At 67.8% G+C, this 25,723-nt stretch carries 26 protein-coding genes; 10 read left to right on the forward strand and 16 right to left on the reverse strand.

Features of this window, described 5'->3' with window-relative positions; genetic code table 11:
• The first annotated feature begins 117 nt into the window (after positions 1-117).
• Entirely contained in the window at positions 118-990 is an 873-nt protein-coding gene (locus tag ABIE41_RS20780) for a LysR substrate-binding domain-containing protein (protein WP_192642133.1), read from the forward strand.
• A gap of 19 nt (positions 991-1,009) precedes the next feature.
• On the opposite strand, the gene ABIE41_RS20785 is transcribed toward ABIE41_RS20780, so the two are convergent.
• From ABIE41_RS20785 to ABIE41_RS20800, 4 genes are all read right to left on the reverse strand, one after another.
• Complete coding sequence (locus tag ABIE41_RS20785) at positions 1,010-1,297, reverse strand: hypothetical protein (RefSeq protein WP_192642134.1); 288 nt, start codon at positions 1,295-1,297, stop codon at positions 1,010-1,012.
• A gap of 16 nt (positions 1,298-1,313) precedes the next feature.
• Positions 1,314-1,763, reverse strand: coding sequence for a hypothetical protein (locus tag ABIE41_RS20790; protein ID WP_354192998.1), 450 nt, complete (start codon positions 1,761-1,763; stop codon positions 1,314-1,316).
• A 128-nt stretch (positions 1,764-1,891) separates the two neighbouring features.
• A complete protein-coding gene (locus ABIE41_RS20795; protein ID WP_192642135.1) occupies positions 1,892-2,131 on the reverse strand; it encodes a DNA gyrase inhibitor YacG in 240 nt (79 codons plus the stop codon).
• Positions 2,124-2,945 carry an SDR family NAD(P)-dependent oxidoreductase gene (locus tag ABIE41_RS20800; RefSeq protein WP_192642136.1) on the reverse strand — a complete coding sequence of 274 codons (822 nt, stop codon included), beginning with the start codon at positions 2,943-2,945 and terminating at the stop codon, positions 2,124-2,126. The genes ABIE41_RS20795 and ABIE41_RS20800 overlap by 8 nt, the downstream gene beginning before the upstream one ends.
• 194 nt (positions 2,946-3,139) lie before the next feature.
• Here ABIE41_RS20800 and ABIE41_RS20805 point away from each other — a divergent pair, with 194 nt between their 5' ends.
• Positions 3,140-4,171 (forward strand): NAD(P)H-binding protein, encoded by a 1,032-nt coding sequence (locus ABIE41_RS20805; RefSeq protein ID WP_192642137.1) that lies wholly within the window; start codon positions 3,140-3,142, stop codon positions 4,169-4,171.
• A gap of 60 nt (positions 4,172-4,231) precedes the next feature.
• Here ABIE41_RS20805 and ABIE41_RS20810 read toward each other — a convergent pair whose 3' ends face one another.
• Together ABIE41_RS20810 and ABIE41_RS20815 are read right to left on the reverse strand one after the other, a co-directional pair.
• The gene (locus ABIE41_RS20810) at positions 4,232-5,869 is read right to left on the reverse strand and encodes a methyl-accepting chemotaxis protein (RefSeq protein WP_192642138.1); all 1,638 of its coding nucleotides are present in this window, start codon (positions 5,867-5,869) and stop codon (positions 4,232-4,234) included.
• 265 nt (positions 5,870-6,134) lie between these two features.
• Positions 6,135-6,743: a Maf-like protein gene (locus ABIE41_RS20815; protein WP_192642139.1), complete on the reverse strand. Its 609-nt coding sequence runs from the start codon at positions 6,741-6,743 to the stop codon at positions 6,135-6,137.
• A 334-nt stretch (positions 6,744-7,077) separates the two neighbouring features.
• On the opposite strand from ABIE41_RS20815, the gene ABIE41_RS20820 reads away from it, so the two are divergent.
• Entirely contained in the window at positions 7,078-7,467 is a 390-nt protein-coding gene (locus tag ABIE41_RS20820; protein ID WP_192642140.1) for a hypothetical protein, read from the forward strand.
• Between the two features lie 9 nt (positions 7,468-7,476).
• Here ABIE41_RS20820 and ABIE41_RS20825 read toward each other — a convergent pair whose 3' ends face one another.
• On the reverse strand, positions 7,477-8,325 hold the full coding sequence (locus tag ABIE41_RS20825; protein WP_192642141.1) for a CDP-alcohol phosphatidyltransferase family protein: 849 nt from the start codon (positions 8,323-8,325) through the stop codon (positions 7,477-7,479).
• Between the two features lie 161 nt (positions 8,326-8,486).
• The gene (locus ABIE41_RS20830; protein WP_354193513.1) at positions 8,487-9,299 is read right to left on the reverse strand and encodes a phosphatidylserine decarboxylase; all 813 of its coding nucleotides are present in this window, start codon (positions 9,297-9,299) and stop codon (positions 8,487-8,489) included.
• A 63-nt stretch (positions 9,300-9,362) separates the two neighbouring features.
• Here ABIE41_RS20830 and ABIE41_RS20835 point away from each other — a divergent pair, with 63 nt between their 5' ends.
• Complete coding sequence (locus tag ABIE41_RS20835; RefSeq protein WP_192642143.1) at positions 9,363-10,727, forward strand: cytochrome P450; 1,365 nt, start codon at positions 9,363-9,365, stop codon at positions 10,725-10,727.
• A 6-nt stretch (positions 10,728-10,733) separates the two neighbouring features.
• Here ABIE41_RS20835 and ABIE41_RS20840 read toward each other — a convergent pair whose 3' ends face one another.
• Both ABIE41_RS20840 and ABIE41_RS20845 read right to left on the reverse strand, forming a co-directional pair.
• Positions 10,734-11,222, reverse strand: a complete 489-nt coding sequence (locus ABIE41_RS20840) for a hypothetical protein (protein ID WP_192642144.1) — start codon at positions 11,220-11,222, stop codon at positions 10,734-10,736.
• Between the two features lie 91 nt (positions 11,223-11,313).
• On the reverse strand, positions 11,314-13,227 hold the full coding sequence (locus ABIE41_RS20845) for an ABCB family ABC transporter ATP-binding protein/permease (RefSeq protein ID WP_192642145.1): 1,914 nt from the start codon (positions 13,225-13,227) through the stop codon (positions 11,314-11,316).
• Positions 13,228-13,388: 161 nt separating this feature from the next.
• Here ABIE41_RS20845 and ABIE41_RS20850 point away from each other — a divergent pair, with 161 nt between their 5' ends.
• Positions 13,389-13,736 carry a hypothetical protein gene (locus tag ABIE41_RS20850; protein ID WP_192642146.1) on the forward strand — a complete coding sequence of 116 codons (348 nt, stop codon included), beginning with the start codon at positions 13,389-13,391 and terminating at the stop codon, positions 13,734-13,736.
• A 124-nt stretch (positions 13,737-13,860) separates the two neighbouring features.
• Here ABIE41_RS20850 and cimA read toward each other — a convergent pair whose 3' ends face one another.
• On the reverse strand, positions 13,861-15,459 hold the full coding sequence (gene cimA, locus ABIE41_RS20855) for a citramalate synthase (RefSeq protein WP_192642147.1): 1,599 nt from the start codon (positions 15,457-15,459) through the stop codon (positions 13,861-13,863).
• A 159-nt stretch (positions 15,460-15,618) separates the two neighbouring features.
• Positions 15,619-17,157, reverse strand: a complete 1,539-nt coding sequence (cysS, locus tag ABIE41_RS20860) for a cysteine--tRNA ligase (RefSeq protein ID WP_192642148.1) — start codon at positions 17,155-17,157, stop codon at positions 15,619-15,621.
• A 321-nt stretch (positions 17,158-17,478) separates the two neighbouring features.
• Here cysS and ABIE41_RS20865 point away from each other — a divergent pair, with 321 nt between their 5' ends.
• Positions 17,479-17,814, forward strand: a complete 336-nt coding sequence (locus tag ABIE41_RS20865) for a hypothetical protein (RefSeq protein WP_192642149.1) — start codon at positions 17,479-17,481, stop codon at positions 17,812-17,814.
• Between the two features lie 9 nt (positions 17,815-17,823).
• Here the strand turns inward: ABIE41_RS20865 and ABIE41_RS20870 are convergent, their stop codons facing one another.
• The 3 genes from ABIE41_RS20870 to ABIE41_RS20880 all read right to left on the reverse strand — a co-directional run bounded on the left by ABIE41_RS20870 (position 17,824) and on the right by ABIE41_RS20880 (position 19,908).
• Positions 17,824-18,336, reverse strand: coding sequence for a CreA family protein (locus ABIE41_RS20870; RefSeq protein ID WP_192642150.1), 513 nt, complete (start codon positions 18,334-18,336; stop codon positions 17,824-17,826).
• A gap of 81 nt (positions 18,337-18,417) precedes the next feature.
• Positions 18,418-18,951 (reverse strand): hypothetical protein, encoded by a 534-nt coding sequence (locus ABIE41_RS20875; protein ID WP_192642151.1) that lies wholly within the window; start codon positions 18,949-18,951, stop codon positions 18,418-18,420.
• A 132-nt stretch (positions 18,952-19,083) separates the two neighbouring features.
• Positions 19,084-19,908, reverse strand: coding sequence for a fumarylacetoacetate hydrolase family protein (locus ABIE41_RS20880; protein WP_192642152.1), 825 nt, complete (start codon positions 19,906-19,908; stop codon positions 19,084-19,086).
• A gap of 63 nt (positions 19,909-19,971) precedes the next feature.
• Between ABIE41_RS20880 and ABIE41_RS20885 the strand changes: the two genes are divergently transcribed.
• Together ABIE41_RS20885 and ABIE41_RS20890 are read left to right on the forward strand one after the other, a co-directional pair.
• On the forward strand, positions 19,972-21,057 hold the full coding sequence (locus tag ABIE41_RS20885; RefSeq protein WP_192642153.1) for a TRAP transporter substrate-binding protein: 1,086 nt from the start codon (positions 19,972-19,974) through the stop codon (positions 21,055-21,057).
• A 31-nt stretch (positions 21,058-21,088) separates the two neighbouring features.
• A complete protein-coding gene (locus ABIE41_RS20890; RefSeq protein WP_192642154.1) occupies positions 21,089-21,583 on the forward strand; it encodes a MarR family winged helix-turn-helix transcriptional regulator in 495 nt (164 codons plus the stop codon).
• 149 nt (positions 21,584-21,732) lie between these two features.
• Here ABIE41_RS20890 and ABIE41_RS20895 read toward each other — a convergent pair whose 3' ends face one another.
• Positions 21,733-22,683 carry a phosphoribosylaminoimidazolesuccinocarboxamide synthase gene (locus ABIE41_RS20895; RefSeq protein WP_192642155.1) on the reverse strand — a complete coding sequence of 317 codons (951 nt, stop codon included), beginning with the start codon at positions 22,681-22,683 and terminating at the stop codon, positions 21,733-21,735.
• Positions 22,684-22,967: 284 nt separating this feature from the next.
• On the opposite strand from ABIE41_RS20895, the gene ABIE41_RS20900 reads away from it, so the two are divergent.
• Both ABIE41_RS20900 and ABIE41_RS20905 read left to right on the forward strand, forming a co-directional pair.
• Entirely contained in the window at positions 22,968-24,149 is a 1,182-nt protein-coding gene (locus ABIE41_RS20900; protein ID WP_192642156.1) for a DUF2865 domain-containing protein, read from the forward strand.
• Between the two features lie 197 nt (positions 24,150-24,346).
• Entirely contained in the window at positions 24,347-25,675 is a 1,329-nt protein-coding gene (locus tag ABIE41_RS20905) for an MFS transporter (RefSeq protein WP_192642157.1), read from the forward strand.
• Positions 25,676-25,723 lie beyond the last annotated feature (48 nt).

Consider the following 25,723-nt stretch of genomic DNA (forward strand, 5'->3'; position numbering starts at 1 on the left):
TCTCCGGCCCTGCTCGTTTCTGTCGTTGAACACAGGCTAAGGCAGGAGACCGCGGAAACGACATCCCAATTCGGCGCCGGCTGCTGTAAGATTTTCTCACAGCAGAAAGGGTCGCCTATGGCTTCGCCCCGCCTCCCCCTCAACGCGCTGCGCGCCTTCGAAGCGACGGCGCGGCTCAACAGCATGTCCGCGGCAGCGGCGGAACTGGGCGTGACCCATGGCGCGATCAGCCGGCATGTCCGCAGCCTGGAAACGGAGTTGGGCGTGCCGCTGCTGAAGCGGCTGCCGAAATCCGTCGAGCCCACGGTACAGGGCGGGCAGCTCGCTGCAACACTGGGCGACGCCTTCGCGCGGATGCAGCAGGGCGTCGCGGCACTGGCGCCGCTGCCGCTCACCCTCTCCTGCTCGGCGACCATCAGCATGCACTGGCTGATTCCCCGGCTCGGAGAGTTCAAGCGCGCCAATCCGGATGTCGAGATCCGGCTCAACCTCAACTATGGCGAGGTCGACTTCCTGCGCGACGAGATCAGCCTCGCGATCCGCTCGACCATGTTCAAGGCGCCGCACGAGGTGATCATCCGGCCGCTGTTGCGCGAGCGCGTCGGCCCGGTCTGTCACCCCGATTATGCGCAACGGCTCGGGCTGAAGCAGCCCGCCGACCTGGCGCAGGCGCGGCTGCTGGGCACAGCGACGCGGGTCAACGCCTGGCGGGAATGGATGGAGGCTTTCGGCTATCGCGGCGAGCCGCTGCAGCCGCAGGACAATTTCGACCATTTCTATCTGCAGAACCAGGCGGCGGCCTGCGGGCTGGGAGTCGCGATCGCGCCCGAGATCCTGGTCGAGAGTGAGATTGCACGCGGCCATCTCGTCGCGCCCTTCGGCTTCGTCGACGGGCCGCACGAGCTCAATCTCTGGATCGCGCCGCATCTGCGCAGCCGGCCGGACGTGAAGCGTCTGGCGAACTGGATCGAGCAGACGATGCGCGCGTGAACCTGCCGCCAGAGCAGGGTCAGGACAGGCGCCGGTCCTGGATGTCGGCGATGCGCTCGAGCAGCGCGCGATGCTCGGCCAGCATCTCCTGAAGCGGCGTGAGAGGCCGGAAGGCGCGCTGATCCAGCGCCTCCTCGCCCTCCTCCGCCCAGGCATCGATCGCCGCATCGGCCGCCGCGAGATGCCGCGACGACGGTGACGCCCGATCGGCACCGGCGTCGTCGCGGGCGATGGCGATGGCAATTGCGCCGCGCAGCCGCTGCTCCGCCGCCATCACCGCCTCGAGTTCGTCGGTATAGCTCGCCATCGCGCGCGGCCGGCCGCTACTGGATGACGCCGCGCTTGTCCAAGCCGTCGATATTGCAACGGCAGGGTGCGCCGCGCGGGGCCGGCGGCGTCGGGCAGGTTCCGCGCGAGGTCACGCAGTAGGCGCCGCCGCGGCCACCCTCGCGATAGCGCGGGCGCTCCTCATAGTAGCGGGGCCGCTCCTCCTCGTAGCGCGGACGGCGCTCGTAGCCCCGGTCGTAGCCGCGATCATATCCCCGGTCATAGCCCCGACGGTCGTAGTCGCGGTCGTAACCGCGATCATAGCGGCTGTCGGGCTGGGCCTGCTGCTGCCACTGCCGCTGCTGGGGCGGCGGTGCGGGCGGAGCCTCGCGCCCGGCGCCCTGGCGGATGCTGGCGAAGGGATCATAAACCTGGGCGCCCGCCGGCAGGGCGCCGAGCAGCAGCGCGCCGGCGACGACGACCCGAACGAGCTTTGACATCATCATTCCGTCTCCTGACCTGGGCCCGTCTCGTCGCGTCGACCGCGCGGATGGCCGTTGCGTCTTTCCTAGCCGGCGCCGGATGAATGGCGGCTGAAACGCGCCACGGCTGAGGGGGCACCGGCCGGCACGCGTCAGGCTTCCGGGTCACGTTCCTGTGACGGCAGGCCGCTCTCGCTGGCCTCCACCGGCTCGCCGGGAATCACGTAGGATCCCTTCAACCAGCGGCCGAGATCGATATCGGCGCAGCGCGCCGAACAGAAGGGCTTGTAGCGGGGCTGCGCCGGCTTGCCGCAGTTGGCGCAGGGCTTGAGCGACGGGGCACTGGTGACCGACGGGCTGGCCGCCGGCGGGGTGTTCTCGTTATCAGCCATATTTGAGCGTGATCCCTCCATCGACGACCATTTCGAGGCCGGTGACATAGCGCGCCTCGTCGCTGGCCAGGAACAAGGCGGCGTAGGCGACGTCCCAGGCCTCGCCCATATGGCCCATCGGGACCTGCGCGTCACGCGCCGCCCACATCGCCTCGACATCGCCCTCGCCATAGGCCTCGGCGAGACCGGCGGAATGCTCGACCATCGGCGTCTTCATCAGCCCGGGCAGGATCGCGTTCACCCGGATCTTCTGGGCTGCGTATTGCACGGCGGTGGTGCGGGTGAGCTGGTTCAGAGCGGCCTTGGTCGCGGAGTAACTGGCATAGGGCACGCCGGTGTAACGGATCGAGGCGATCGAGGAGATGTTGATGATCGAGCCGCCCTCCCCGCTCTCCTCGAACTGGCGCTGCATCACCGGGATGACATGCTTCATAGCCAGGAAGGCGCCGGTCAGGTTGACCTTGAAGACGCGGTCCCAGACCTCCTCGGACAGTTCGACGACGCCGCCGACCTCGGCGATGCCGACATTGTTGTCGAGGATATCGATGCGGCCATAGCGGCCAAGCGTGCGGCCGACGAGATCGGCGACCTGATCGGCCCGCGTCACATCGGCCTGGACAGCGAAGGCCTGGCCGCCCTCGTTCTGGATGATCGCCGCGGTCTCCTCCGCCGCATCGCGGTTGATGTCGGCGCAGATCACCTTGGCGCCTTCGCGGGCGAAGACCGTGGCGGTGGCCTTGCCATTGCCCCAGCCGGGCCCGATCGACCCCGCCCCGGCGACGATCGCGACCTTGCCTCTCAGACGTCCCGACATGCGTATCCTCCCCGGCGCGCCCTTGTGAGACGGGCTGCGTCCGCGCGCACAGGATCGGAGCTTGTGGAGCCTCGCGCAAGGCGGCGGCCTCGCGGGCTCTTGCCAGAGGCGACGACAGCCGCTCTGATCCACCCGAGTTCCATCCCGCCCGCGCCGGCGATGCGACGTTGATCGAGAGGAACGCAGCGCAGCCCATGCCACCGCTCGACCGCGCAATCGACGAGCCCCTGGCGAGCCGCCGCAAACGGGTTTGCCTCGTCGGGGCGACCGGGACCATCGGCCGTGCCACGGCCGGGGCGCTACTGCGACAAGAGCATGAGGTCGTGTGCCTCGTCCGGCCGCAAAGCCAGGGCGCAGCCGTGCCGGGCCGGCCGGCGACCGCCCGCCTTCCTCAGGACGTGACCGTAAGGGCGGTCGATCTGTCAGACGCGGCGACCCTGGCCCGCGACGGGTTTACGGGAGAGCGCTTCGACGCGGTGGTGTCCTGTATGGCCTCGCGCACGGGTGCACCCGCAGATGCCTGGGCCGTCGACCATCGCGCGCATCTGAACGTGCTCGAAGCCGCAAAGCGGGCTGGCGTCCCGCATTTCGTGCTGCTCTCGGCGATCTGCGTTCAGAAGCCGGTCCTCGCCTTCCAGCAGGCGAAACTCGCCTTCGAGGCGGCTCTGATCGACTCCGGGCTGCGCTATTCGATCGTCCGGCCGACCGCCTTCTTCAAGTCGCTGTCGGGGCAGATCGAGCGCGTCCGCGCGGGCAAGCCCTTCCTGCTCTTCGGCGACGGCACGCTCACCGCCTGCAAGCCGATCAGCGACGGGGACCTCGCGAGTTTCATCGCAGGCTGCCTCGATGACGAGAGTCGGTGGAACCGCATCCTGCCGATCGGTGGTCCAGGCGAGGCGATCACACCGCGCCAGCAGGGCGAAGCGCTGTTTGCGATGCTGGGCCGCCCTGCCCGCTTCCGCCAGGTTCCTGTCGCGCTGCTCGACGGGATCATCGCCGCCCTGAGCCTTGCCGGCGCCCTTGTGCCGTCGCTGGCGGCAAAAGCCGAACTGGCGCGGATCGGCCGCTACTACGCCACCGAATCCATGCTGGTACTGGACCCGGCGACCGGCCGCTACGATGCCGCGGCCACGCCCTCGACCGGGTCGGAAACCCTGTTCGATTTCTACCGTTCGGTCCTGGGCGGGGCCGCCGCGCCGGAGCGGGGCGACCACGCGGTGTTCTGAGATCGAGGAGCCGAGGCGCGCCGGTCGGATCAACCGGCGCGCTCCGGCGTAATCCTCGCGCTAGAACTCGTCCCAGCCGGTCGACTGCGGGTGGCCGTTGACGACCTGCTTGGCGGCACGCGCCGGGGCAAAGGCCGCAGCGGCAAGCTTGCGCAGGCGCTCGGGCTCTGAGGCGGTGGCGGAAGCCCTGACCTCATTCCCCGCCCGCGCCATGACGGCGAGGCCGGCCTGATGGCTGGTGCGGAAGGCGGCCACCAGCTCGTTGAGCTCGCCGATCTTGGCGAAGAGCGAACCGGCGGAGGACGCGCTCTGCTCGGCAAGCAAGGCGTTCTGTTGGGTCATCTGGTCAAGCTGGGCGACCGCCTGGCTCATCTCGTCGACACCGGTCGCCTGCTGGGCCGTGGCCGCCGAAATCTCGACGATCGTGTCGGAGACGGCGCCCGAATCGGCGACGATTTGCGTCAGCGCATCGCCCGCCCGGCGCACCAGCGAGACGCCCTGCTGGACCTGGACGTTCGACGACGCGATCAGCGCAGCGATGTCCTTGGCCGCCTCACCCGAACGCTGCGCCAGCGTGCGGACCTCGCTGGCGACGACCGCGAAGCCACGGCCGGCCTCGCCCGCCCGTGCCGCTTCCACCGCCGCGTTCAGCGCCAGCAGATTGGTCTGGAAGGCGATGTCGTCGATGACGCGGATGATATCCGAGATCTTGTGCGAGGCTTCCTCGATCAGGCCCATCGCCTCGACAGCCTGCGTCGCGATCTCGCCGCCGGAGCGGGCGCTCGACATGGCGCGGGCGGCCAGATCGGCCGCCTGCTTGGCCGCCTGGGCGGACGCCTTGACCGAGGCTGCCATCTCCTCGCTCGTCGCCGCCGTCTCCTCCAGCGCAGAGGCCTGTTGCTCGGTGCGCGAGGACAGGTCATGGGCGCCCGACTTGATGTCGGCCGACTTGGCCTGCGCCTCGGACGAGGCCGCCTTGATCGTCGTCATGGTCCGCGCGAGCGTCTCGACGGTGTGATTGAAGTTCTCCTTCATCCCTTCGAAGAGTGGAGGAACGGTCCGGTCGATGCGGACGCCGAGATCGCCGCCCGCCAGCCTGTCGAAGGCGTCGCCGAACAGGCTGACGACCTCCTGCTGCGAGGTCCGGATCGCCTCCGCCGCGACCTCCGCCTGCTTGGCCTCGGCTTCGAGACGCGCCTTCTCGGCCGCCTCGAAGTAAACGCTGACCGCCAGTTCGATATCGAGCAGCACGACCTTGCTCAGGCTCGCCAGAGAATCGGCCAGCTGTTCGCTGTCATCGCCCCCGCCGAACCAGCCCTTCCGGCGGCTCTGGGCGGAAATGGCGGCGCGGATCAGGTCCTCGAGGACAAGCGCGTAGCCACCGATGTACCAGCGCGGCTCTAGGCCGATGCGGGCATGGGTCTGGCCGACGATGGAGACACGACGATAGTAGTCGTCGCCGAATTCGCCCTCGACGATGATATCCCAATGCGAAATCTGCCGATTCCGCGCCGAGTTCATCATGTTTTCCGAGGCGAAGAACTTCCGCGTCTCAGGGTAACGCTTAATGTGATCATAAAAGCGCGCCAGAGCGACCGGCATCTGGGCGGCCACGATGGGCTTCAGGCGCTTGACGTCGTCTTTCGTCTTCTGGTCGATCTGCAGAAAGTCCAGGCGGTCGTGAATGGGCGACGTCACAGGGGCTCCTCCAGGAAGTTAGATTTTATCTGACATAGTTTTGGGTCATCGGCCGCCGCGAGAGCGCCAATGCCATGGGGCAGCAAATGCTGCCCATCGAATTACACTAAGAAAAAGCTAATAAATGATTAAACGCGAATTATACGCTTTAACGAAGGGGAATTCTATTACGTCATGCGATGAAACGTTCGCGTCTATCTGAATTTACACTGTATACCGCCACGAGCGGTGACACTCTCCCCTGCGGCAGGTCGTTATCGGAGGATCAGCCGACGTTCATCCAGCCGAAGCGGACCGGGAAGCCCTCGCCGCCCAGCAGATTGACGGTTTCGTGAAGCGGCAGGCCGACGACGGCACTGTAGGAGCCGACCAGCTTGACCACGAAGGAGCCGGCGATGCCCTGGATGGCATAGCCGCCGGCCTTGCCGCGCCACTCGCCCGAGGCGAGATAGGTCTCGATATCCTCGGTCGAGAGCCGCTTGAAGCGCAGCCGTGTCTCGACCACCCGTTCGCGGAGCGCGCCGCCGGGCGTTACCAGCGCAACCGAGGTGTAGACCCGGTGCGCGCGGCCGGAGAGCAGGCGCAGGCAGGCGGCCGCCTCATCGACGATCTCGGCCTTGGGCAGGATGCGGCGGCCCACCGCGACGACGGTGTCAGCGGCGACGATGTAGCAGCCTTCGAGATCGGGCCGGCTCGCGGCACCGATACGGGCGGCCTGGGCCTTCTCGCGGGCCAGCCGCCGGGAGAGATCGCGCGGGCGCTCGCCCTTCAGCGGGGTCTCGTCGAGATCAGCCGGCAGCAGCGCGTCCGGCTTCAGGCCGACCTGTTCGAGCAAAGCGAGCCGGCGCGGAGAGGCCGACGCCAGAACCAGCATCGGGCGCCAGCCGGGTTGTTTGGGAGCAGCGAAAAGGTTCAAGGGAAACAGACCGGTTGAGCGCGCGGACCGGACGCCGCGCGGCGCTGCATTGGCTCTAGAGCATTTTCGACGGCGGATAAATCCGCCTCTTGCGTCCCGCGCTGGACGCGGTTCGCTGCCCCGTTTTTCGCCACGCCATTCACCATGCGCATAATTGGTGCAGGGTTTGTCGCTCTCGCCGATTGCAAGTCTGGGGCGGCATCGGCAGAGTCGGAAGGCTGCAGGATCATTCAGGCTGGCCCCGCGTTGGGTTCAGGCGATCCGCGCACCAAGATCCGGAGTCCTCCCCCACATGCCCTCGACCCCACGCAAGGCCCGCGCCGCGATCGCGGCGGGCGGAGCAGCGCAGGCGCTGGCCGCGCGGATGGCTACGATGCAGGCCGATGCGGGCCTGACGATCGCGATGCGGATGCCGATCCTGATGCAGGGCGCGCTCGGCGACAGCCGGGGCCAGCGCGAGGCGGCCCAGGCCGTGACGGAAAAGGTCACCGCCGTGCTCGAAAGTGGCTTTGCCGCCGGTCAGGCCGGCGCTCTGTTCTGGTGGGGTTTGATGCTGAGCCCGCTCGGCAGCGTCGATCTCGCGGACGCGGCCGCCAAGGTCGCCCATTCGACGCTGGAGCCGTTCTCGCGACGCACCAGCGCCAACGCCGCCCGTCTCGGGCGGTCGCGCCGCCGCGGCTGAGAGCGCCGCTCAGCCGGCCGGGGGAGGTGCTTCCGCCGGCGCCGACGCGGCGGAGGCCGACGAGGCCATGTGCTCGCGGTCAAGCTGGCGATAGCGCGCGGCGCTGAGCGGGATCAGCGCGAGATAGGCGATCACGACGAGCGCCAGCATCTCGAAGGGGTAGGCGAAGAGCAGCCCCGCCACGACAACGACCGCGACGAAGATCGGCAGCACCTTGTCGCGCGGAATGCGCGTGCCGAGCGTCTTGCCGGCATAGCAGGGGATGCGCGAGATCGTCAGGAAGGCGATGAAGAGGATGTAGAGCCCGACCGGCACCGCGCCGTAATCCTGCACCGGCACGCCGATGAAATGCAGATAGAGCGGCAGCATGGCCGTGATCGCGCCGGCCGGGGCCGGCATGCCGACGAAAAAGTTCTTCTGCCATTCCGGCCGGTTGGGATCGTCGATCATGACGTTGAACCGCGCCAGGCGCAGCGCCATGGCGCAGGCCAGTGTCAGCACGATGATCCAGCCGAAGGATTTCAGATCGTGCAGGACGAAGATCCACAGCACATAGCCGGTGGCGACGCCGAAATTGACGAAATCGGAGAGCGAATCGAGCTCGGCGCCAAAGCGCGAGGTGCCCTTGAGCATGCGCGCCAGGCGTCCGTCGACGCCGTCCAGCGCCGCGGCGATCAGAATGCAGATCGTCGCCGTCTCGAGCTTGCCCTCGACGACGAGGCGCATCGCGGTCAGCCCGAGGCAGAGCGCCAGCAGGGTGATGACGTTGGGCGCGATCAGCCGGAACGGAATCGGCTTGAAGCGCGCGCGCTTCGATTCGACGCGCTCGGGCTCGAAGGGGGGAAATAGGTCGCTCATGCGAGCCGGGATACGCGGTTTTGGCGGCGGAGGCTAGGCGGGGCGATGGGTCAGGACACCGTCATGCTCGGGCGTGACCCGAGCATCGCGTGCCGGAGGAGGCATCTGCGCCCTTCCGGCGGGAGCTTCTCGGGTCAAGCCCGAGAATGACGAGCCCGGTATCAGATACCCCTGAACGCCCGCACCGCCGGCTCGCTGCCGGCGAAATCGGCCAGCACCGTCTCGCCCGCGAAAGCCGTCTGGCCCTCGCCGACCAGCGGCACGACGCCGAGCGGCAGGTAGACATCGACGCGCGAACCGAAGCGGATCAGGCCGAAGCGCTCGCCGGTGCCGATGACCTCGCCTTCCTTGACGAAGGGCACGATGCGACGGGCGATCAGGCCGGCGATCTGGACGACCCCGACGATGCCGTGGGCGGTCTCGATCGCCAGCGCGTTGCGCTCGTTGTCATCGCTCGCCTTGTCGAGCTCGGCATTCAGGAACAGGCCCGGCGTATAGGCCATCTTGACGATGCGGCCCGGCACGGGGGCGCGGTTCACATGGCAATCGAAGACGTTCATGAAAATCGAGATGCGCGTCATCGGCTCGGCCGGGAGGTTGAGCTCCGGCGGCGGCAGGGCCGAGGCCACCTGGCTGACGCGGCCGTCAGCCGGCGAGATCACCAGCCCCTCGCGCTGCGGCGTGATGCGGATCGGATCGCGGAAGAAGTAGCAGATCCAGAGCGTGATGATCGCGCCGATCCAGCCGAAGGGCGACCAGAGATTGGCGAGCACGATCGTCGCGACGAGCGCGATGGCGATGAAGACGTAACCCTCCTTGTGGATGGGCACGATCACCTTGCGGACGGAATCGACGAGCGACATGGGTTTTGAATTCCGTGATGCGGAGCGCGCGGCTGTCGCGCCTCCCGATGCGGTCTGCGGCGGAAAGGGCCGCCGGTTCTGGGCGCTGTTTAGGGGGTTCGGGGCGCGCAGGGAAGAGCGTCATCGCCGCGCCCCATTCGACGCCGACCCTGTGCCCATAACAGGAGACCGGCCGTGACCACACTCGACGCCCTCGCCCTGACGCAGCCCCCGGGCCTGGTGGAGAGCCGCCGGGCGACGCTCTCGGTGATTGCCTCGCTGCTGCGCAACCCGCTCCAGGCGCTTCCGCCGGAGGTCTATCGCGAGCGGCTGGTGCTGGCGAAGACGGCCGGGCGATCCAGCCTCTATGTCTGCGACCCCGCCTTGATCCAGGAAGCGCTGACCCGCCAGGCCGGCAAGCTCGGCAAGGGCGAACTCATCCGCAAGGTGCTCGGCCCCGCCATCGGCGAGGGGCTGCTCACCGCCGATGGCGGGCATTGGCGCTGGCAACGACAGGCCGTGGCCTCGGGCTTCCAGCACGAGAAGCTGCTCGGCTTCCTGCCGGAGATGATCGAGGCGGCGCAGGCGACGCGGGGGCGCTGGCAGGCGGCCTCAGCGCCGCTCGATATCGGCCATGAGATGATGCGCACCACCTTCGACATCATCATCGAGACGATGCTGTCTGGCGCACAGGCGCTCGATGTCGGCAAGGTCGAGCAGGCGATCTCGGATTATCTCGAGCCGTCCAACTACATGTTCATCTACAACCTCTTCGGCCTGCCGGACTGGATGCCCTATCCCGGCCGGGCCAAGGCGCGCGCCTCGGTGACCTATCTGCGCGAAAATCTGCGGGCGCTGGTGGCGCAGCGCCGGGACGAGCCGCCGGAGAATGGCGACCTGCTCGACATGCTGCTGGCCAGCGCCGACCCCGAGACCAGCCGGGCGATGAGCGACGAGGAGATCGTCGACAACCTCCTGACCTTCGTCACCGCCGGCCACGAGACGACCGCGCTCGGCCTCGCCTGGACCTTCCATCTGCTGGCGAAAAACCGCGACTGGGAAGCGAAGGTTCTCGATGAGATCGCGGCCGTGACGGAAGGTGGCCCGCTGCAACCGCGCCATATCGCGGCGCTGCCGCTGACCAAGGCGGTGTTCCAGGAAGCGATGCGGCTCTACCCGCCTGCGCCGGTGATCACGCGGGAGGTCGAGGAGCCGTTCACGCTCGGTGGCGTCGCGCTCAAGCAGGGCATGGTTCTCTATGTGCCGATCCAGGCGGTGCACCGCCACGAACAGCTATGGGACCGGCCCGAGCAGTTCGACCCGTCGCGTTTCCTCGGCGATGCGGCCCGCGGGCGCCATCGCTACGCCTATCTGCCCTTCGGCGCCGGCCCCCGCATCTGCATCGGCAGCGCCTTTGCGACGATGGAGGCGGTCGCGATCCTGGCCGTGCTTCTGCCGGCGCTGCGGCTCGAACCGCTGCCGGGCAAGGCGCCCGAACCAACGCTCAAGATCACGCTGCGGCCGAAGCAGCCGCTGCGGATGCGCGCCGTCGCGCGGTGAACGGGCTCAGGCCGCGACGCGGTAGCTTGTGAAGCGCCGGGCCGCCAGCCAGGTCAAACCGATGAAGGCGACGAGGAGAAGGCCCTCGGCAATCGCGAAGGGCGGCTCGGACCCGGTCGGCGCCAGCGCCCGCAGCGCCGGGACCTTCTGGAAGGACTGCGCCACCAGCACGAAGAGCAGCAGGTAGAAGCTGAGCATCGCCGTAATCGCATAGATGCCGCGCCAAGGCCCGATCAGCATGCGCCCATAGAGCGCGAAGCCGGCCACGACCGCCAGCACGAGCGCCACGCCGCCGATGATGTGAGAGGGCAGCACACCGCTGAAGGGGAAGCCGAACCCGGTCGCGCTGGTGGCGAAGGCGGTGGACAGGAACACGCCGGTCCAGCGCGGGCTGACATGGCCCCGCAGCAGCCCCGCCGCGACCGGGAAACCGGCCAGGATGGCGATCAGGCTGAGCCAGGTGTGGAAGCCGACGAAACTCAGGGGATTGAACATCGCATCGCCTCGTCGGGTGGGCCGGAGGTGGCGATGGCAGGATGCAGGAAGCGCGCCGCCAGGGCCAGCGACGCGCCTGCCGCGCCTGCCGTCAGGGCGCCAGCGTGACCCGAACGCTCGGCTCCTCCTCGGCGCTGGCGCGCTGGAGCGTCGCCTTGGCCTCGTCGACCTGACGCTGGCGGTTCCAAAGCGAGGCGTAGATGCCGTCCGCCGCCAGAAGCGTGGCGTGGCTACCGCGCTCGGCGATCAGGCCCTTGTCGAGCACAATGATCTCGTCGGCATTGATCACGGTCGAGAGCCGGTGAGCGATGACCAACGTGGTGCGGCCGCGGCTGACCAAATCGAGCGCGTCCTGGATTTCCTTCTCGGTGAAGGAATCGAGCGCCGAGGTCGCCTCGTCCAGCACCAGGACGGGCGGGCCTTTCAGGATCGTGCGGGCGATGGCGACGCGCTGCTTCTCGCCGCCGGAGAGCTTCAGGCCGCGCTCGCCGACCGAGGTGGCGTAGCCCTCGGGCAGCGACTTGATGAAGCGGTCGATCTGGGCGAGCCGGGCGGCCTCCTCGACCTCCTCCACCGTGGCCTCGGGCCGGCCATAGCGGATGTTGTATTCGATCGTGTCGTTGAACAGCACCGTATCCTGCGGGACCATGCCGATGGCGGCGCGGAGCGAGACCTGCTGGACATCGGCGATGGGCTGGCCGTCGATCAGGATGCGGCCGGTCTGCGGCTCGTAGAAGCGGAAGAGCAGACGCGAGATCGTCGATTTGCCGGCACCTGACGGGCCGACGATGGCGATGGTCTTGCCCGCCGGCACGGTGAAGGAGATGCCCTTCAGGATCGGCCGCTCGGGGATATAAGCGAAGTGGACGTCCTCGAAGGAGACCTCGCCGGCGGGCACGACGAGCGGCTTGGCGCCCGGCTTGTCCTGGATCTCCGGGTCCTTGCCGATGAGGGAGAACATCTGCTCGATGTCGAGCGTCGCCTGCTTGATCTCGCGATAGACGGTGCCCATGAAATTCAGCGGCTGGTAAAGCTGGATCAGCATGGCGTTGATCAGCACGAAGTCGCCAACCGTCAGCGTACCCGCCCGGAAGCCCTGCACCGCCATCACCATCGAGATGGTCAGGCCCGCCGCGAAGATCGCGGCCTGTCCGAAGTTCAGCCAGGCGAGCGAGGTGTAAGCCTTGATCGAGTTGCGCTCATAGCGCGCCATCGAGAGGTCGTAGCGCGCGGTCTCCCGGGCCTCGGCGCCGAAATACTTCACCGTCTCGTAGTTCAAGAGCGAGTCGATCGCCTTCGAATTGGCGTCGGTGTCGGACTCGTTCATCTGCGTGCGGATGGCGATGCGCCACTCCGTCGCCTTGATGGTGTAGGCCATGTAGGTCGTGACCATCACGACGAGCACGACGACATAGAGCCAGTTGAAGATCGTCAGCAGCACGGCGATGATCAGGACGAGCTCGATCGTCACCGGCACGAGCTGGTTGAGCCCGAGCCGCACCATTTCCTCGATGCCGTTGCGTCCGCGCTCCAGCACGCGCGTCAGCCCGCCGGTCTTGCGCTCGAGATGGAAGCGCAGCGAGAGATGGTGCAGATGCCCGAAGGTCTGCAACGCGAGCGTGCGCACCGCATGCATGAAGACGGGGGCAAACAGCGCATCCCGCGCCTGGATGAACGCCGCCGAGCCAACGCGCGCGAGGCCGTAGATCACCGTCAGCGCCAGCGGCGCGCCGACCAACCAGGGCAGCCAGTTCTGCAGGCTGGAGGGCGTGTTGGCGAGCGCATCGGTCGCCCATTTGAAGGCGAAGGGCACGCCCATCAGCACGATGCGGCCGATCACCAGCAGGGCGAAGGCGAGCACCACGCGGCGGCGCAGATCGGCGCGGTCCGCCGGCCAGAGATAGGGCCAGAGCGCGCGGAAAGTCTCCACGAAGCCGGAGCCAGGCTGGAGCACGGCGGAGCGCGCGAAGGGCTTCGCCGGGGGCGGCGCGGCAGGCGATGACATCTTGGGACGATTCCAGGTTGGAGCGCCGATATAGGCCCATTCGGTCGCGATTGCATGGGGCAGGAGAACAACATTCTCCAACCTTTCGCCGCCTTGCTTCCGTCCCAAGGCGGGTGTCAGATCGTGCAGCGCCACGAGCGCGTCATTGGGGACGAAATACCATGACGATCAACCGACTTGTGCTCGCGGGCCTGCTCGCGCTTCCCGCCGGCCTGCTGGCGACGACACTGCCGGCCACCGCCCAAAGCGCCAAGCCGCCGGCCCAGATCACGGTCACCAATATGCGGTCGGTGCCGCTGACGCTGTTCGAGATCGCCACCGGCGGCGACCAGCCCCGCCTCGTCGGCAAGATCGCCAAGCCGCTGGCCCCGGGCAAGAGCATCGCGGTGAAGCTGAACAAGCCGGCCGGCTGCAGCTATTTCGTGCTCGCGCGCTTCGACGACGCCGTCGAGAGCGACGCCGAGGACATGAATCTCTGCAGGGACAAGGTCATCCGCCTGACGGAGTAAACGGGGCAGCGCGTCATGGTCGGGCTTGACCCGACCATCTCTTGCCGGACTGGCATCAAGCGCCGGACTTGTTCTGAGATCCTCGGGTCTGCGCTGCGCTGCGCCCGAGGATGACGTAGGTGCCCTACCCCGTCGCGCCGGATCGCATCAGCTTGTAGGTGATCGAGTCGACGAGCGCCTGGAAGGACGCGTCGATGATGTTGGCGCTGACGCCCACCGTGGTCCAGCGCTCGCCGGTCTCGTCCGCCGACTCGATCAGCACGCGGGTGACGGCATCCGTGCCGCCCTGGAAGATGCGGACCTTGTAGTCGACGAGGCGAAGCCCCGCGATCAGCGACTGGTAGCGGCCAAGATCCTTGCGCAGCGCGACATCGAGCGCGTTGACCGGGCCGGCCGCGCCCTCGGCGGCCGAGATCAGCACCTCGTCGCCGACCTTCACCTTCACGATCGCCTCCGAGAAGGTGACGAGATCGCCGAGCGCGTTGTAGCGGCGCTCGACATTCACCTTGAAGCGCTCGACCTCGAAATAGGCCGGCACCTCGCCCATGATCCGCTTGGCGAGCAGGTAGAAGGAGGCGTCGGCGCCCTCGAAGGCGTAGCCCTGCGCCTCCTTCTCCTTGACCTCCTCCAGCACGCGGCCGAGCCGGGGATCGTCGCGGCCGAGCGTGACGCCGATGCGCTCCAGCTCGGCGACGAGGTTCGACTTGCCGCCCTGGTCCGAGATCAGCACCTTGCGGCGGTTGCCGACCGCTTCGGGCGGCACATGCTCGTAGGTGCGCGGGTCCTTCCGCACGGCCGAGGCATGGATGCCGGCCTTGGTGGCGAAGGCGGAGGCGCCGACGAAGGGCGCATGCCGGTTGGGCGCGCGGTTCAGCATCTCGTCGAGGGCGCGCGAGACCTGGCTGAGCTCGCCGAGCTGCTTCTCGTCGATGCCCAGCGCGAAACGCCCGCGATAGCGCTCCTTCAGCTTCAGCGCGCCGATCAGCGTCACCAGATTGGCGTTGCCGCAGCGTTCGCCCAGCCCGTTCAGCGTGCCCTGGATCTGGCGCGCCCCGGCCTCGATGGCGGCCAGCGAATTGGCGACGGCGCAGCCGCAATCGTCATGGGCGTGGATGCCGAGATGATCGCCCGGAACGACCTTCGCGACAGCTGCGACGATAGCGCCGATCTCGTCGGGCAGTGTGCCGCCATTGGTGTCGCAGAGCACGACCCAGCGGGCGCCGGCCTCATAGGCCGTGCGGGCGCAGGCCAGCGCGTAGTCCGGATTGGCCTTGTAGCCGTCGAAGAAGTGCTCGCAGTCGAGCATGACCTCGCGGCCGGCGGCCTTCGCCGCCTCGACGCTTTCGCGGATGCCGGCGAGGTTGTCCTCGAGCGGGATCTCGAGCGCGACATGGACATGGTAGTCCCAGCTCTTGGCGACGAAGACGATCGCGTCCGCCTTCGCCTCGAGCAGCGCGGCGATTCCGGGATCGTTGGCGGCCGAGCGTCCCGCCCGCTTGGTCATGCCGAAGGCGGCGAATTTGGCGTGTTTCGTCGGCTTTTCGGCGAAGAAGGCGGTGTCGAGCGGGTTGGCGCCGGGATAGCCGCCCTCGACATAGTCGATGCCCAACCGGTCGAGCAGGCCCGCCACGGCGCGCTTGTCGTCGAGCGAGAAATCGACGCCGGTGGTCTGCGCGCCGTCGCGCAGCGTCGTGTCGAACAGGTGGATGCGGGCCGCGCTCATGCGTCGCGCCGCAGCTTGAAGCGCAACACGCGCGGCACCACCATCGCCAACATGACGAGCTTGATGGCGACAGAGAGCGAGCCGGCGGGGCGGATCTTCGGGGTCATGGCTGTTCTTTTTCAGGCTTGATGAGGATGGCGGCGGGCCGCGTGTCGCGGTTCATCGCTTCACCTCCCACGTCGTCGTCGGCTCGCCGGTGGCGGGGTCCTTGCCGTCCTTGAGGGCGATGCCCATGGCGGCGAGTTCGTCGCGGATCTCGTCTGAGCGCTTAAAGTCCTTGGCGACGCGAGCGGCAAGGCGGGCTTCGATCAGAGCCTCAATCTTAGCGTCAAAGGCGTCGTCGGTCGCCGTTTTGAACGTCAGACCTTGCTCGGCAGCGTCCCAGGCATGCCGTCGCAAGCCGAGGAAATCGGCTGTTGCGGCAAGGGACGATGCTGCCTCACCATCCCCGTTTCTGGCGGAGCGAGCCAACGAATGCAGCGCAGCCATGCCCTTGGCAGTGTTCAGGTCGTCAAGCAGAGCCTCCACCACGTCCTCGCTGACATTGCGGGGAGCCTCGGTTGAGTGGTTTGAGATGGTACGAACGAGCGGCTCCCAGCTTCGTAGCGTCGCCTCCGCCTCTTCCAGCGCCTTCACCGTCCAGTCGATCGGCTGGCGGTAATGCGTCTTCAGCATCGCAAGGCGCAGCACCTCGCCGGGCCATTTGCGCCCGCCGAACTTGTCCGTCTCCAGCAGCTCGTTGATCGTGACGAAGTTGCCGAGGGACTTCGACATCTTCTCGCCTTCGACCTGCAGAAAGCCGTTGTGCATCCAGTAGTTCGCCATCCGGCCGGAGCCGTCTGCGCCGCCGAAGGCGCAGCAGGATTGGGCGATCTCGTTCTCGTGGTGCGGGAAGACGAGGTCGATGCCGCCGCCATGGATGTCGAAGACGTTCCTGGCGGGATCGTCGCAGGCAAGCCCGCCGCCGAAGGGCTCGAGCAGCTTCGCCATCGACATGGCCGAGCATTCGATGTGCCAGCCCGGCCGGCCCGGACGGGTGATGCCCTCGGGCGCGCCCTCCGGCCAGAGCCAGCCGGGATCGACGCCGTCGCGGCTCGGCTTCCAGAGCACGAAATCCATCGGATCGCGCTTGTAGGGCGCGACATCGACCCGTGCCCCCGCGATCATCTCGTCGAGCGGACGGCGGGCGAGCGAGCCGTATTTCGGCGCGGCGCGCAGATGCGCCACGGCCGGGACATGGAACAGCACATGCTCCTCGGCGACATAGGCCACGCCGCGCGCGATCAGGCGGTGGATGATCGCCTGCATTTCGCCGATATGGTCGGTGGCGCGGGGCTCCTCGTCCGGCGGCAGGCAGCCGAGCGCCGCGATGTCGGCATGGAACTGCGCGGTGGTGCTCTCGGTGACCTTCGCGATCGCCTCGTTCAGCGGCAGGCCGGGGAAATCGCGGGCGGCGCGTGCGTTGATCTTGTCGTCGACGTCGGTGAGGTTGCGGGCATAGGTGACGTGGTCGGCACCATAGAGATGCCGCAGCAGCCGGTAGAGCACATCGAAGACGATGACCGGGCGCGCATTGCCGATATGGGCGTAGTCGTAGACCGTCGGCCCGCAGACATACATGCGGACATTGGCGGCATCGACGGGGACGAAGTCCTCCTTCGTCCGGGTCAGCGTGTTGTAGAGCCTGAGGGTCGGCATCGGGGTGTTGATCCTGGCGAACGGCGAAAGCGTGACGAAGGGCGATCCTGGCCGCTGGCCGGGGCGCTGTTGCGTCTTTACCGTTTCAGGATGAGGACGTGAGCAGCCGGCCAGCGAGAGCTAGCGGCAAATCATGCAGATAATGTTGAGGGCCCGCGTCATCCCGACACGCTTGCCTTCGCGCGCGCTTTCCGTCAAGAGGGCGCCCCGTTTTTGCTCCGGCCGCGCCGGATGCAGGACATTTTATTCAAATTTTAACCGATAGGAACCATCCTCGTGAGTCGAGGGTTGAGCGCCCATCGTTTGCGAGGAAGTCACCCCATGCGTCGCGCCGTTGCCTTGATCGGCCTGTTCGGGATCGTCGGAGCCGGACTTTCGCTGTCGGTCCTGCCGACGACGAAGACCGAGGCCGCCCCCAATGGGCAGCGCACCTTCCTGATCCCCGCCAGCGACGGCTACGGCGTCGCCGACTGCATCTCCAGCAAGTCGGAATGCGGCAAGATCGTCGCGGACGCCTGGTGCGAAGCCCAGGGCTATGCCCGCGCGAACTCCTTCGGACTGGCCTCTCGCGAGGATTTCACCGGATCGCTCTCGAAGGCTCGCACCGCCCCCGCTGCTGCTCCTGAGCAGCCTCTGGTCATCACCTGCGGCGGCTGAGGCCGTCGCTCACCTGATCCACTCGCTGCACCTGGCGGGCTCGGCCGTGCCGCCCCAGGGCATGATCGGCACGCTCGAGGTCGAGTTCTTCGGCGAGCCGTCGATCAGCTTGTCGGAATAAACCATGTAGATCAGGACGTTGCGCTTGGCGTCGCAGCCGCGGACGATCTGCATCTTCTTCCAGATCAGCGAGCGCCGCTCGCGGAACACGACATCGCCCTGCTCGGCCTTTTCCTTGAACCGGATCGGGCCGATCTGGCGGCAGGCGAGCGAGACGTCCGAGACCTCCTCGGCCACGCCGAACATGCCGGACACACCGCCCTTCTCGGGCACGGTGTAGTGGCAGGCGACGCCTTCGACGACGGGATCGTCGACGCCGTAGACCGCCAGCTTGTCGTCAGGCGTCAGCATCTTCCAGACGGTCGACTTGCGGAAGATCAGATCTTCCTGCGCCGTGGCCGGGGCCGCCAGACCGGCAAGACCGAGGGCACCGGCCAGAAGGGCGGAAGCAAGGGCTTTCATGGGGTCGTCTCTCCAGCGGCGCGAGGGCCTCGCGCCGGATATGGTTGCGCTGGTCGGCTCCCGCCAGAGCCGGCGCGGCGTTCAGGCCGCCAGCGGTTTGAAGGCGAGATAGGCCGCAGCGATTGCGCCGGCGATGCCCGCCAGGAACAGCACGAGCTTGAACTGCGTCGCCCGGCTGGCAAAGGCGACGTCGCCGGCCTCGACCTTCGGATACTTGTCGAGCAGACGGGCGACGGCGAGGTTTTCCGCCACGTCGCAGAGGCCGCCGAGCAGCCAGCCGCCGCCGCAGAGCGCCGCCACCCACCAGGGCTGACCGCGCATGGCGAGCCCCGCGATCAGGATCGCGCCGACGATGGCGTAGGTGAAGGCGAAGGCGACGTCGGCCGGGAGCACCCGGTTGCGGTAGCGGGCGCGGTGCGTCTCGCCATAGAGAGCGAAGAGCTTCTCGACATCGTCGGCATTGTAGCCGTTCCAGTCGTTCTCCAGCATGCGCGGCACGCCCTGGCGGCTGGACCAGATGCCCGCGGCCCAGAACAGCACCATCACCAGCACCGGCCCCCAGACGAAGAAGGCGAGCGGGACGGTCTCGGGATAGAAGGCGACGGTTTCGATCATCAGGCGTCGGCTCTCGCGGAGGATGTGCGGTTATGCGGCAAGGTAGCGGGCGCCCCTGCGGCCGCCAAGCGGTACGACGCCAGGCCCCCTGACGCCAAGCGCTATGACGCGTGGGTGGCGCTACGGTTCCCCTCACCCGAGCGGCAGGATCTCCTGCTCGATCGCGCCGAAGATGGAATGGCCCGCCGCATCCTTCATCTCGATGCGGACGGTGTCGCCGAAGCGCAGCGGCTGCTCCTGCGGCATCGGCACGGCCCAGGCCAGGATCGTCCCCGCCTGCAGCGCCTGCCGCGCGGCCGCCTGTGCCAGCAGGCTTCCCGCTGCGATGCCCGCCGGCACCTCGCCCCGCTGCAGGGGCTGCTGGTTGACCCGGCGCAGCAGGGGCAGCTCGACGCGCCCATCGCGCCAGGCGGGGCCGATCTCGTCGGGCGTCACGACGACCGGCGAGAAGCTGAAAGCCACCTCGCGGGCGGCGGCGTCAGCCTCGCTTGTGGCGCCCTTCGTTTCCAGCACCCGGCAGCCCAGCATCACGAGGCGGATCACGCCTGCCGCCTGCGGCGACCCGGACCGTGCCGCAAGGTCGCCCGCAATGACGGCCAGTCCCGCCTCGGCAACCAGACCGGCAGCCTCATCGACGGCGCGCACGGGCTGGCGGGGCCCCAGCGCCCCGGCCGAGGGGGCCGAAGCGAGTTCGCCCACCCCGCCCGTTGCGACGAACCGCCCGAAGGCGCGCGGCAGTGGCGCGGCACAGTCATGCTCGTGGAAGCGGAATGAGGGCACCGAGCCGTGCTCGAGCGCCTCCGCCAGATCGCCGAGGCGCGGGGCGAGCCGGTCCCAGTCGTCGAGTGCCGCCTGCAGGGTCGGCACGACGGGAAAGGCGTCGGTCGCCCGGGTGAGATCGCGTGAGACCACGACGAGACGGCCGTCGCGACCATGCTCAAGTGAAGCGAGTTTCATGTCTTTTCATTCCTCGCCTGACGGGCCAATAAGGGCAGAACAAGCCCGTGGGAGGATCACCTTATGAAACGCCGCGACTTTTTGAAAACAGGCGCTCTCGCCGCCGCCGCGACCCCTGTCGCGATGCCCGCGATCGCGCAGTCGCAGCCCGAGGTGAAATGGCGGCTGACCTCGAGCTTCCCGAAGTCGCTCGACACCATCTTCGGCACGGCGCAGCAGTTCTCGAAGCTGGTCAGCGAGGCGACCGACGGCAAGTTCCAGATCCAGGTCTTCGCGCCCGGCGAGATCGTGCCCGGCCTGCAGGCGCTCGACGCGGTGTCCTCGGGCACGGTCGAATGCGCGCATTCGCCGACCTATTTCTACATCGGCAAGGACCCGACGCTGGGGCTGGGCACCGGGATTCCCTTCGGGCTCAACGCCCGCCAGCAGCACAGCTGGTGGTATTTCGGCGGAGGCGAGCAGATCGTCAACGGCGTGCTCGACCGCTTCAATGCGTACTCGATCCCCTGCGGCAATTCCGGCTGCCAGATGGGCGGCTTCTTCCGCAACGAGCTCAAGGGCATCGACGACCTCAAGGGCCTCAAGTTCCGCATCGGCGGCATGGGCGGCGCGGTGCTGGCCAAGCTCGGCGTGGTGCCGACCCAGATCGCACCCGGCGACGTCTACCCGGCGCTGGAGCGCGGCACGATCGATGCGGCCGAGTTCGTCGGCCCCTATGACGACGAGAAGCTCGGCTTCATCCGCGTCGCCAAATACTACTACTATCCTGGCTGGTGGGAGGGCGGCGCGATGCTGCACCTGATCATCGGCAAGGAGGCCTGGGCCAAGCTGCCCAAGCACTACCAGGCGATCGTCCAGAATGCCTGCGAGGCGGCCAACAACTGGATGCTCGGCAAATACGACTTCGTGAACCCGGGCGGCCTGCGCCGGCTCGTCGCCCAGGGCGCGCAGCTGCGCCCCTTCCCGCTGCCGGTGATGGAAGCGGCGCTGAAGGCGGCGGAGGAGTATTACGCCGAGACCTCGGCCAAGAGTGCCGACTTCAAGGCCGGCTACGACTCGATGGTGGCCTTCCGCGGCGAGAACCTGCTCTGGTGGCAGGTAGCGGAGTTGTCCTTCGACAGCTTCATGAACCGGCTGAAGGCGCGCTGAGGCGCCGGCCGCGGGAGGCTGACGCCCAACCATGACGACGAAGCCCCCCTCTCCCCAGCCGGAAGCGCCGCTCCGGCTGGAGCAGTTCCTGCCCTACCGCCTCAATGTCGTGGCCTTCCACTCGGCGCGCGCGCTGGGGCGCATCTACGACGCGCAATTCGGCATCGGCATTCCCGAATGGCGGGTGGTCGCGCAGCTCGGCGAGTTCGGCAAGCTGACCTCGCGCGACATCGGCGAGCTCGCGCAGATGCACAAGACCAAGGTCTCGCGCGCCGTCTCGGAGCTGGAGAAGCGCGGCCTCGTCTCGCGCGCCGAGAACCGGCAGGACCGGCGCGAATCCTTCGTCGCCCTGACCTCGGCCGGCGAGCGGATCTATGCCCAGATCGTGCCGCTGGCGCTGGCCTTCCAGGCGCGCTGGACAGAGGGCATCGCGCCCGAGGAGCTCAAGGTCTTCGAGCGCGTGCTCTCGACCCTGACCGAGCGCAGCCGCCACCTCGCCGGCAGCTATCGCGACGACGAGGGCTGAGGGGGGCTCGCCTTCCGTCTTCATCAGCCCTCATCCTGAGGAGCGCTTCGCAGAAGCGCGTCTCGAAGGATGCTCCAGGAGATTCCGAGAACACTGGAGCATCCTTCGAGACGCCGCTGGCGCGGCTCCTCAGGATGAGGGCTGGTTGATCAAAAAAACCGCGCGAGATTGCGGCGGATGCGCTCCAGTGGCGGCTCGCCTGCCGGGGGCGGCTGGAAGGCCTGCCCGGTGATGGTCTCGAAAGCGCGGACATAAACGTCGGTCGTCTGCGCGATCAGCTCGGCGGGGATCGGCGGCAGATCCTCCTTGTAGGGATCGCAACGGGCGACGACCCAGTTGCGAACGAAATCCTTGTCGAAGGAATCCGGCTTACCGCCCGCTGCGAAGCGCGCGGCGTAGCTATCGGCCATCCAGTAGCGACTGGAATCGGGGGTGTGGATCTCGTCGGCGAGCAGGATCGTGCCGTCAGCGTCGGTGCCGAACTCGTATTTGGTATCGGCGAGGATCAGGCCGCGCTGCGCCGCCATCGCCTGGCCCCGCGCGAAAAGCGCCAGCGCGTAGCGGCTCACCGTGTCCCACTGCTCGCGGGTCAGCAGCCCCTCATCGACGATCTGCGCGGCCGAGAGCGGCTCGTCATGGCCGCCGTCGAAGGCCTTGCTGGTCGGGGTGATGATCGCTTCCGGCAGGCGCTCATTGTCGCGCAGGCCGTGGGGCAGGCTGACCCCGTACATCTCGCGCCGGCCCTGCTTGTACATGGTCAGGATCGAGGTGCCGGTGGTGCCGGCGAGATAGCCGCGCACCACGATCTCGACCGGAAGGATGTCGAGCCGCTTGCCGACCACGACATTGGGATCGGGATATTCGAGCACGTGGTTGGGGCAGATGTCGGCGGTGTGCTCGAACCAGTGGCGCGCGGTCTGGGTCAGGACCTGGCCCTTATGGGGAATCGCGGCGATGGCGCGGTCGAAAGCGCTGAGGCGATCGGTCGAGATCAGGATGCGCCGGCCGTCCGGCAGGTCATAGTTCTCGCGGACCTTGCCGCGATAGTAGTTCGGCAGCTCGGGGATGAAGGCGGCTTCCAGCGCCAGAGGTTCGGTCATGTCGGCATCGCCCGGTCGCTGCGCCCGCGCGACATGCGCGGATGGCTCGCGAGCCTTCTAGACAGTCGGCGCGCGCGCGCCAACCGGTCCCGCCCAAGGTGGTGCGACGATTGCCCGGCGGCGGCGGATATGGCATGCGAACGCCTGCAGGCCGCGCCCGCGGCGGCACCGCTCCATAGTTCCGTCGCGTTTGGCGGCTGTTGTGCTCCGGCGAGCCCGCCAGCCCTGGACAAGGGCCGTCTGGCATTCGAGACCGACAAGCAGGTGACGTGATCCGACCCGCGATGCTCTTCAGACGCCTCCGACTGCGTTCCCCCGGCCGCCTCGGTGCGGCGCTGTTCGCGCTCGCCCTCACCGGCGGCGCGGCGGTGGCGCAGTCGCCCGCCTGCAATGCCTGGCGCTCCGAACTCGCCAGCCTGCAGGGCCAGCGCGGCGGCGGCGATCCGCGCGCGGCGCAGATGGCGCAACGCGTCGGCGCGCAGCTCGCGCAGGCGACGAACCAGTACCGCGCCATGGGCTGCGAGCGCGGCGGCTTCACCTTCTTCGGCGAGGGGCCTCCCCGCGAATGTGGCGGCCTGCGCGCGCAGATCGGCCAGTTGCAGGCACAGTACGCCAATCTCCAGCAGGCGGCGCAGGGCGGCGCCGTAGAGCAGCGCCGGGCGCAGCTCGCCTCCGCGATCAACGCCAACTGCCGCGCCCCACAGCAGCGCGGCTTCTTCGAGACCATCTTCGGCCTCGAGCCACGCCGCGGAGAAATCGATTCGACGATGCCGGAGCTCGACCCCGAGCAGCCGATCGAGCCCGAAAAGCCGCGGATGGGCGGCCCCCAGACGGTTTGCGTGCGGACCTGCGACGGCTTCTTCTTCCCGCTCGCCAACAATCCCGGCGGACGCGACAGCTCCGACGAAATGTGCCAGGCGCTCTGCCCCGGCGTCGAGACGCTGGCCTATGGCATGACCAATGGCGGCGACATCCAGAACGCGGTCGCGCGCGCCACCGGCCAGCCCTATGCCTCACTGCCGAACGCCGGCAAGTATCAGCGCAGCTTCGATTCCGCCTGCACCTGCCGCGCGCAGGGCCAAAGCTGGGCGCAGGCCCTGAAGGAAGCCGAGTACCTGCTCGACAAGCGCAAGGGCGACGTCATCGTCACCGAGCAGCGCGCCGCGGAACTGTCGCGGCCGAAGGAGGCAAAGCCCGATCCGAAGCGGCGCGGCGCCGCAGCTCCTGCGGTGCAGCCGGCCGCTACGCCCGCGATTCCCGAAGAGAAGCCGATGCCGTCCGAGAACTCTCCGACCTCCGGGACCGAGTCGGCCGGCGTCGGCCCGGCCTCGGTCGGCGAGCGCGTTCTCGACAAGGGCGATGGCCTCAAGCGGGAATCGCAGAGCGTGACGGGCGAACGCCGGACGGTGCGGATCGTCGCGCCGAACCTCGCGCCCAATCTCGGAAACGCGACCATCCGGCCCTGAGGACGCAGGCTGTTCCATGCGCTGAGCGTATTGCAGTCGCGCAAAACCGAACTGGCTAGCCCGTGGACGCATGACGACGACGGCGCGATAGAGGAGGTAACGCCACCCTCATCGGGGCAGCGGACCCGAACCGCCTCGCCGATCGCCTCGCGCCGTCGTCGGCGGCAGGACCGGCCGCTCCCGCGCCGGAGACCGCCATGTCCGACACCGCGACATCCCAGCCGCAACCGCATCCGATCGAATTCGCCGACGCGAAACGACGCCTGAAGGCGATCTTCGTCGGCTCCGTCGGCAATCTCGTCGAATGGTACGATTTCTACGCCTATACGGCCTTCTCGCTCTATTTCGCGCCGGCCTTCTTCCCTTCCAGCGATCCGGTGGTGCAGCAGCTCAATGCGGCGACGCTGTTTGCCGCCGGCTTCATAGTGCGCCCGCTCGGCGGCTGGCTGTTCGGCCATCTGGCCGACCGCTACGGGCGGCGCCTGTCACTGACGATCTCCGTGCTGATGATGTGCTTCGGCTCGCTGATCATCGCGCTGACGCCGACCTATGCGACGATCGGCTTCGCGGCCCCGGCCCTGCTGGCGCTGGCGCGCATCATCGAGGGTCTGAGCCTCGGCGGCGAGTACGGAGCGAGCGCGACCTATCTCTCCGAGATCGCCGATCCCGAGCATCGCGGCTTCTATTCGAGCTTCCAGTACGTCACGCTGATCGGCGGGCAGCTCACCGCCATCCTGGTGCTGCTGCTGCTCCAGAACGTCTTCCTGACGCATGAGCAGCTCGTCGCCTGGGGCTGGCGCATCCCCTTCGTGATCGGGGCGCTGCTGGCCGTCACGGCGATGTTCATGCGCCGCCACATGCACGAGACGGAGTCCTTCACGGAAGCCAGCAAGAACCCGGTGAAGCGCGAGAGCTCGATCCGCGGGCTGATGCGCTATCCGCGCGAGATCGCGATCGTGGTCGGGCTGACCGCCGGCGGCACCGCGGCCTTCTACACCTTCACGACCTATATGCAGACCTTCGTACGGCAGACCGCCGGTTTCTCCGACATCACCACGACCTATGTCATCGCCGGATCGCTGATCTTCGCCGCGATCCTGCAGCCGATCTATGGCGCGATCTCGGACCGGATCGGCCGCAAGCCGATGCTGATCTTCTTCGGTGTCGCCGGCACGCTTCTGACGGTGCCACTGCTGACGACGCTGGCCGGCACCAAATCGCCCTGGGTCGCCTTCCTGCTGATCTCCGGCGCCTGGGTCTTCGTGGCCGGCTACACCTCGATCAATGCGGTGGTGAAGGCGGAGCTGTTCCCGACCTCGATCCGGGCCACCGGCGTCGCCGTCCCCTATGCGCTGACGGTCTCGATCTTCGGAGGCACAGCGCCCGCGATCGCGCTGTTCTTCAAGCAGCAGGGCCACGAGCAGTGGTTCTACTACTACCTCGCCGGTGTGATCTTCATCTCGCTGCTGGTCTATTCGACGATGCGCGACACCAAGCATCAGTCGGCGATGCACCGGCACGATTGAGGGATTGCCCGAGCAGGGGGCGTCATGGTCGGGCTTGACCCGACCATC

Origin of the sequence: Bosea sp. OAE506 (assembly GCF_040546595.1) — a bacterium.
In the GTDB taxonomy this organism is placed as follows: domain Bacteria; phylum Pseudomonadota; class Alphaproteobacteria; order Rhizobiales; family Beijerinckiaceae; genus Allobosea.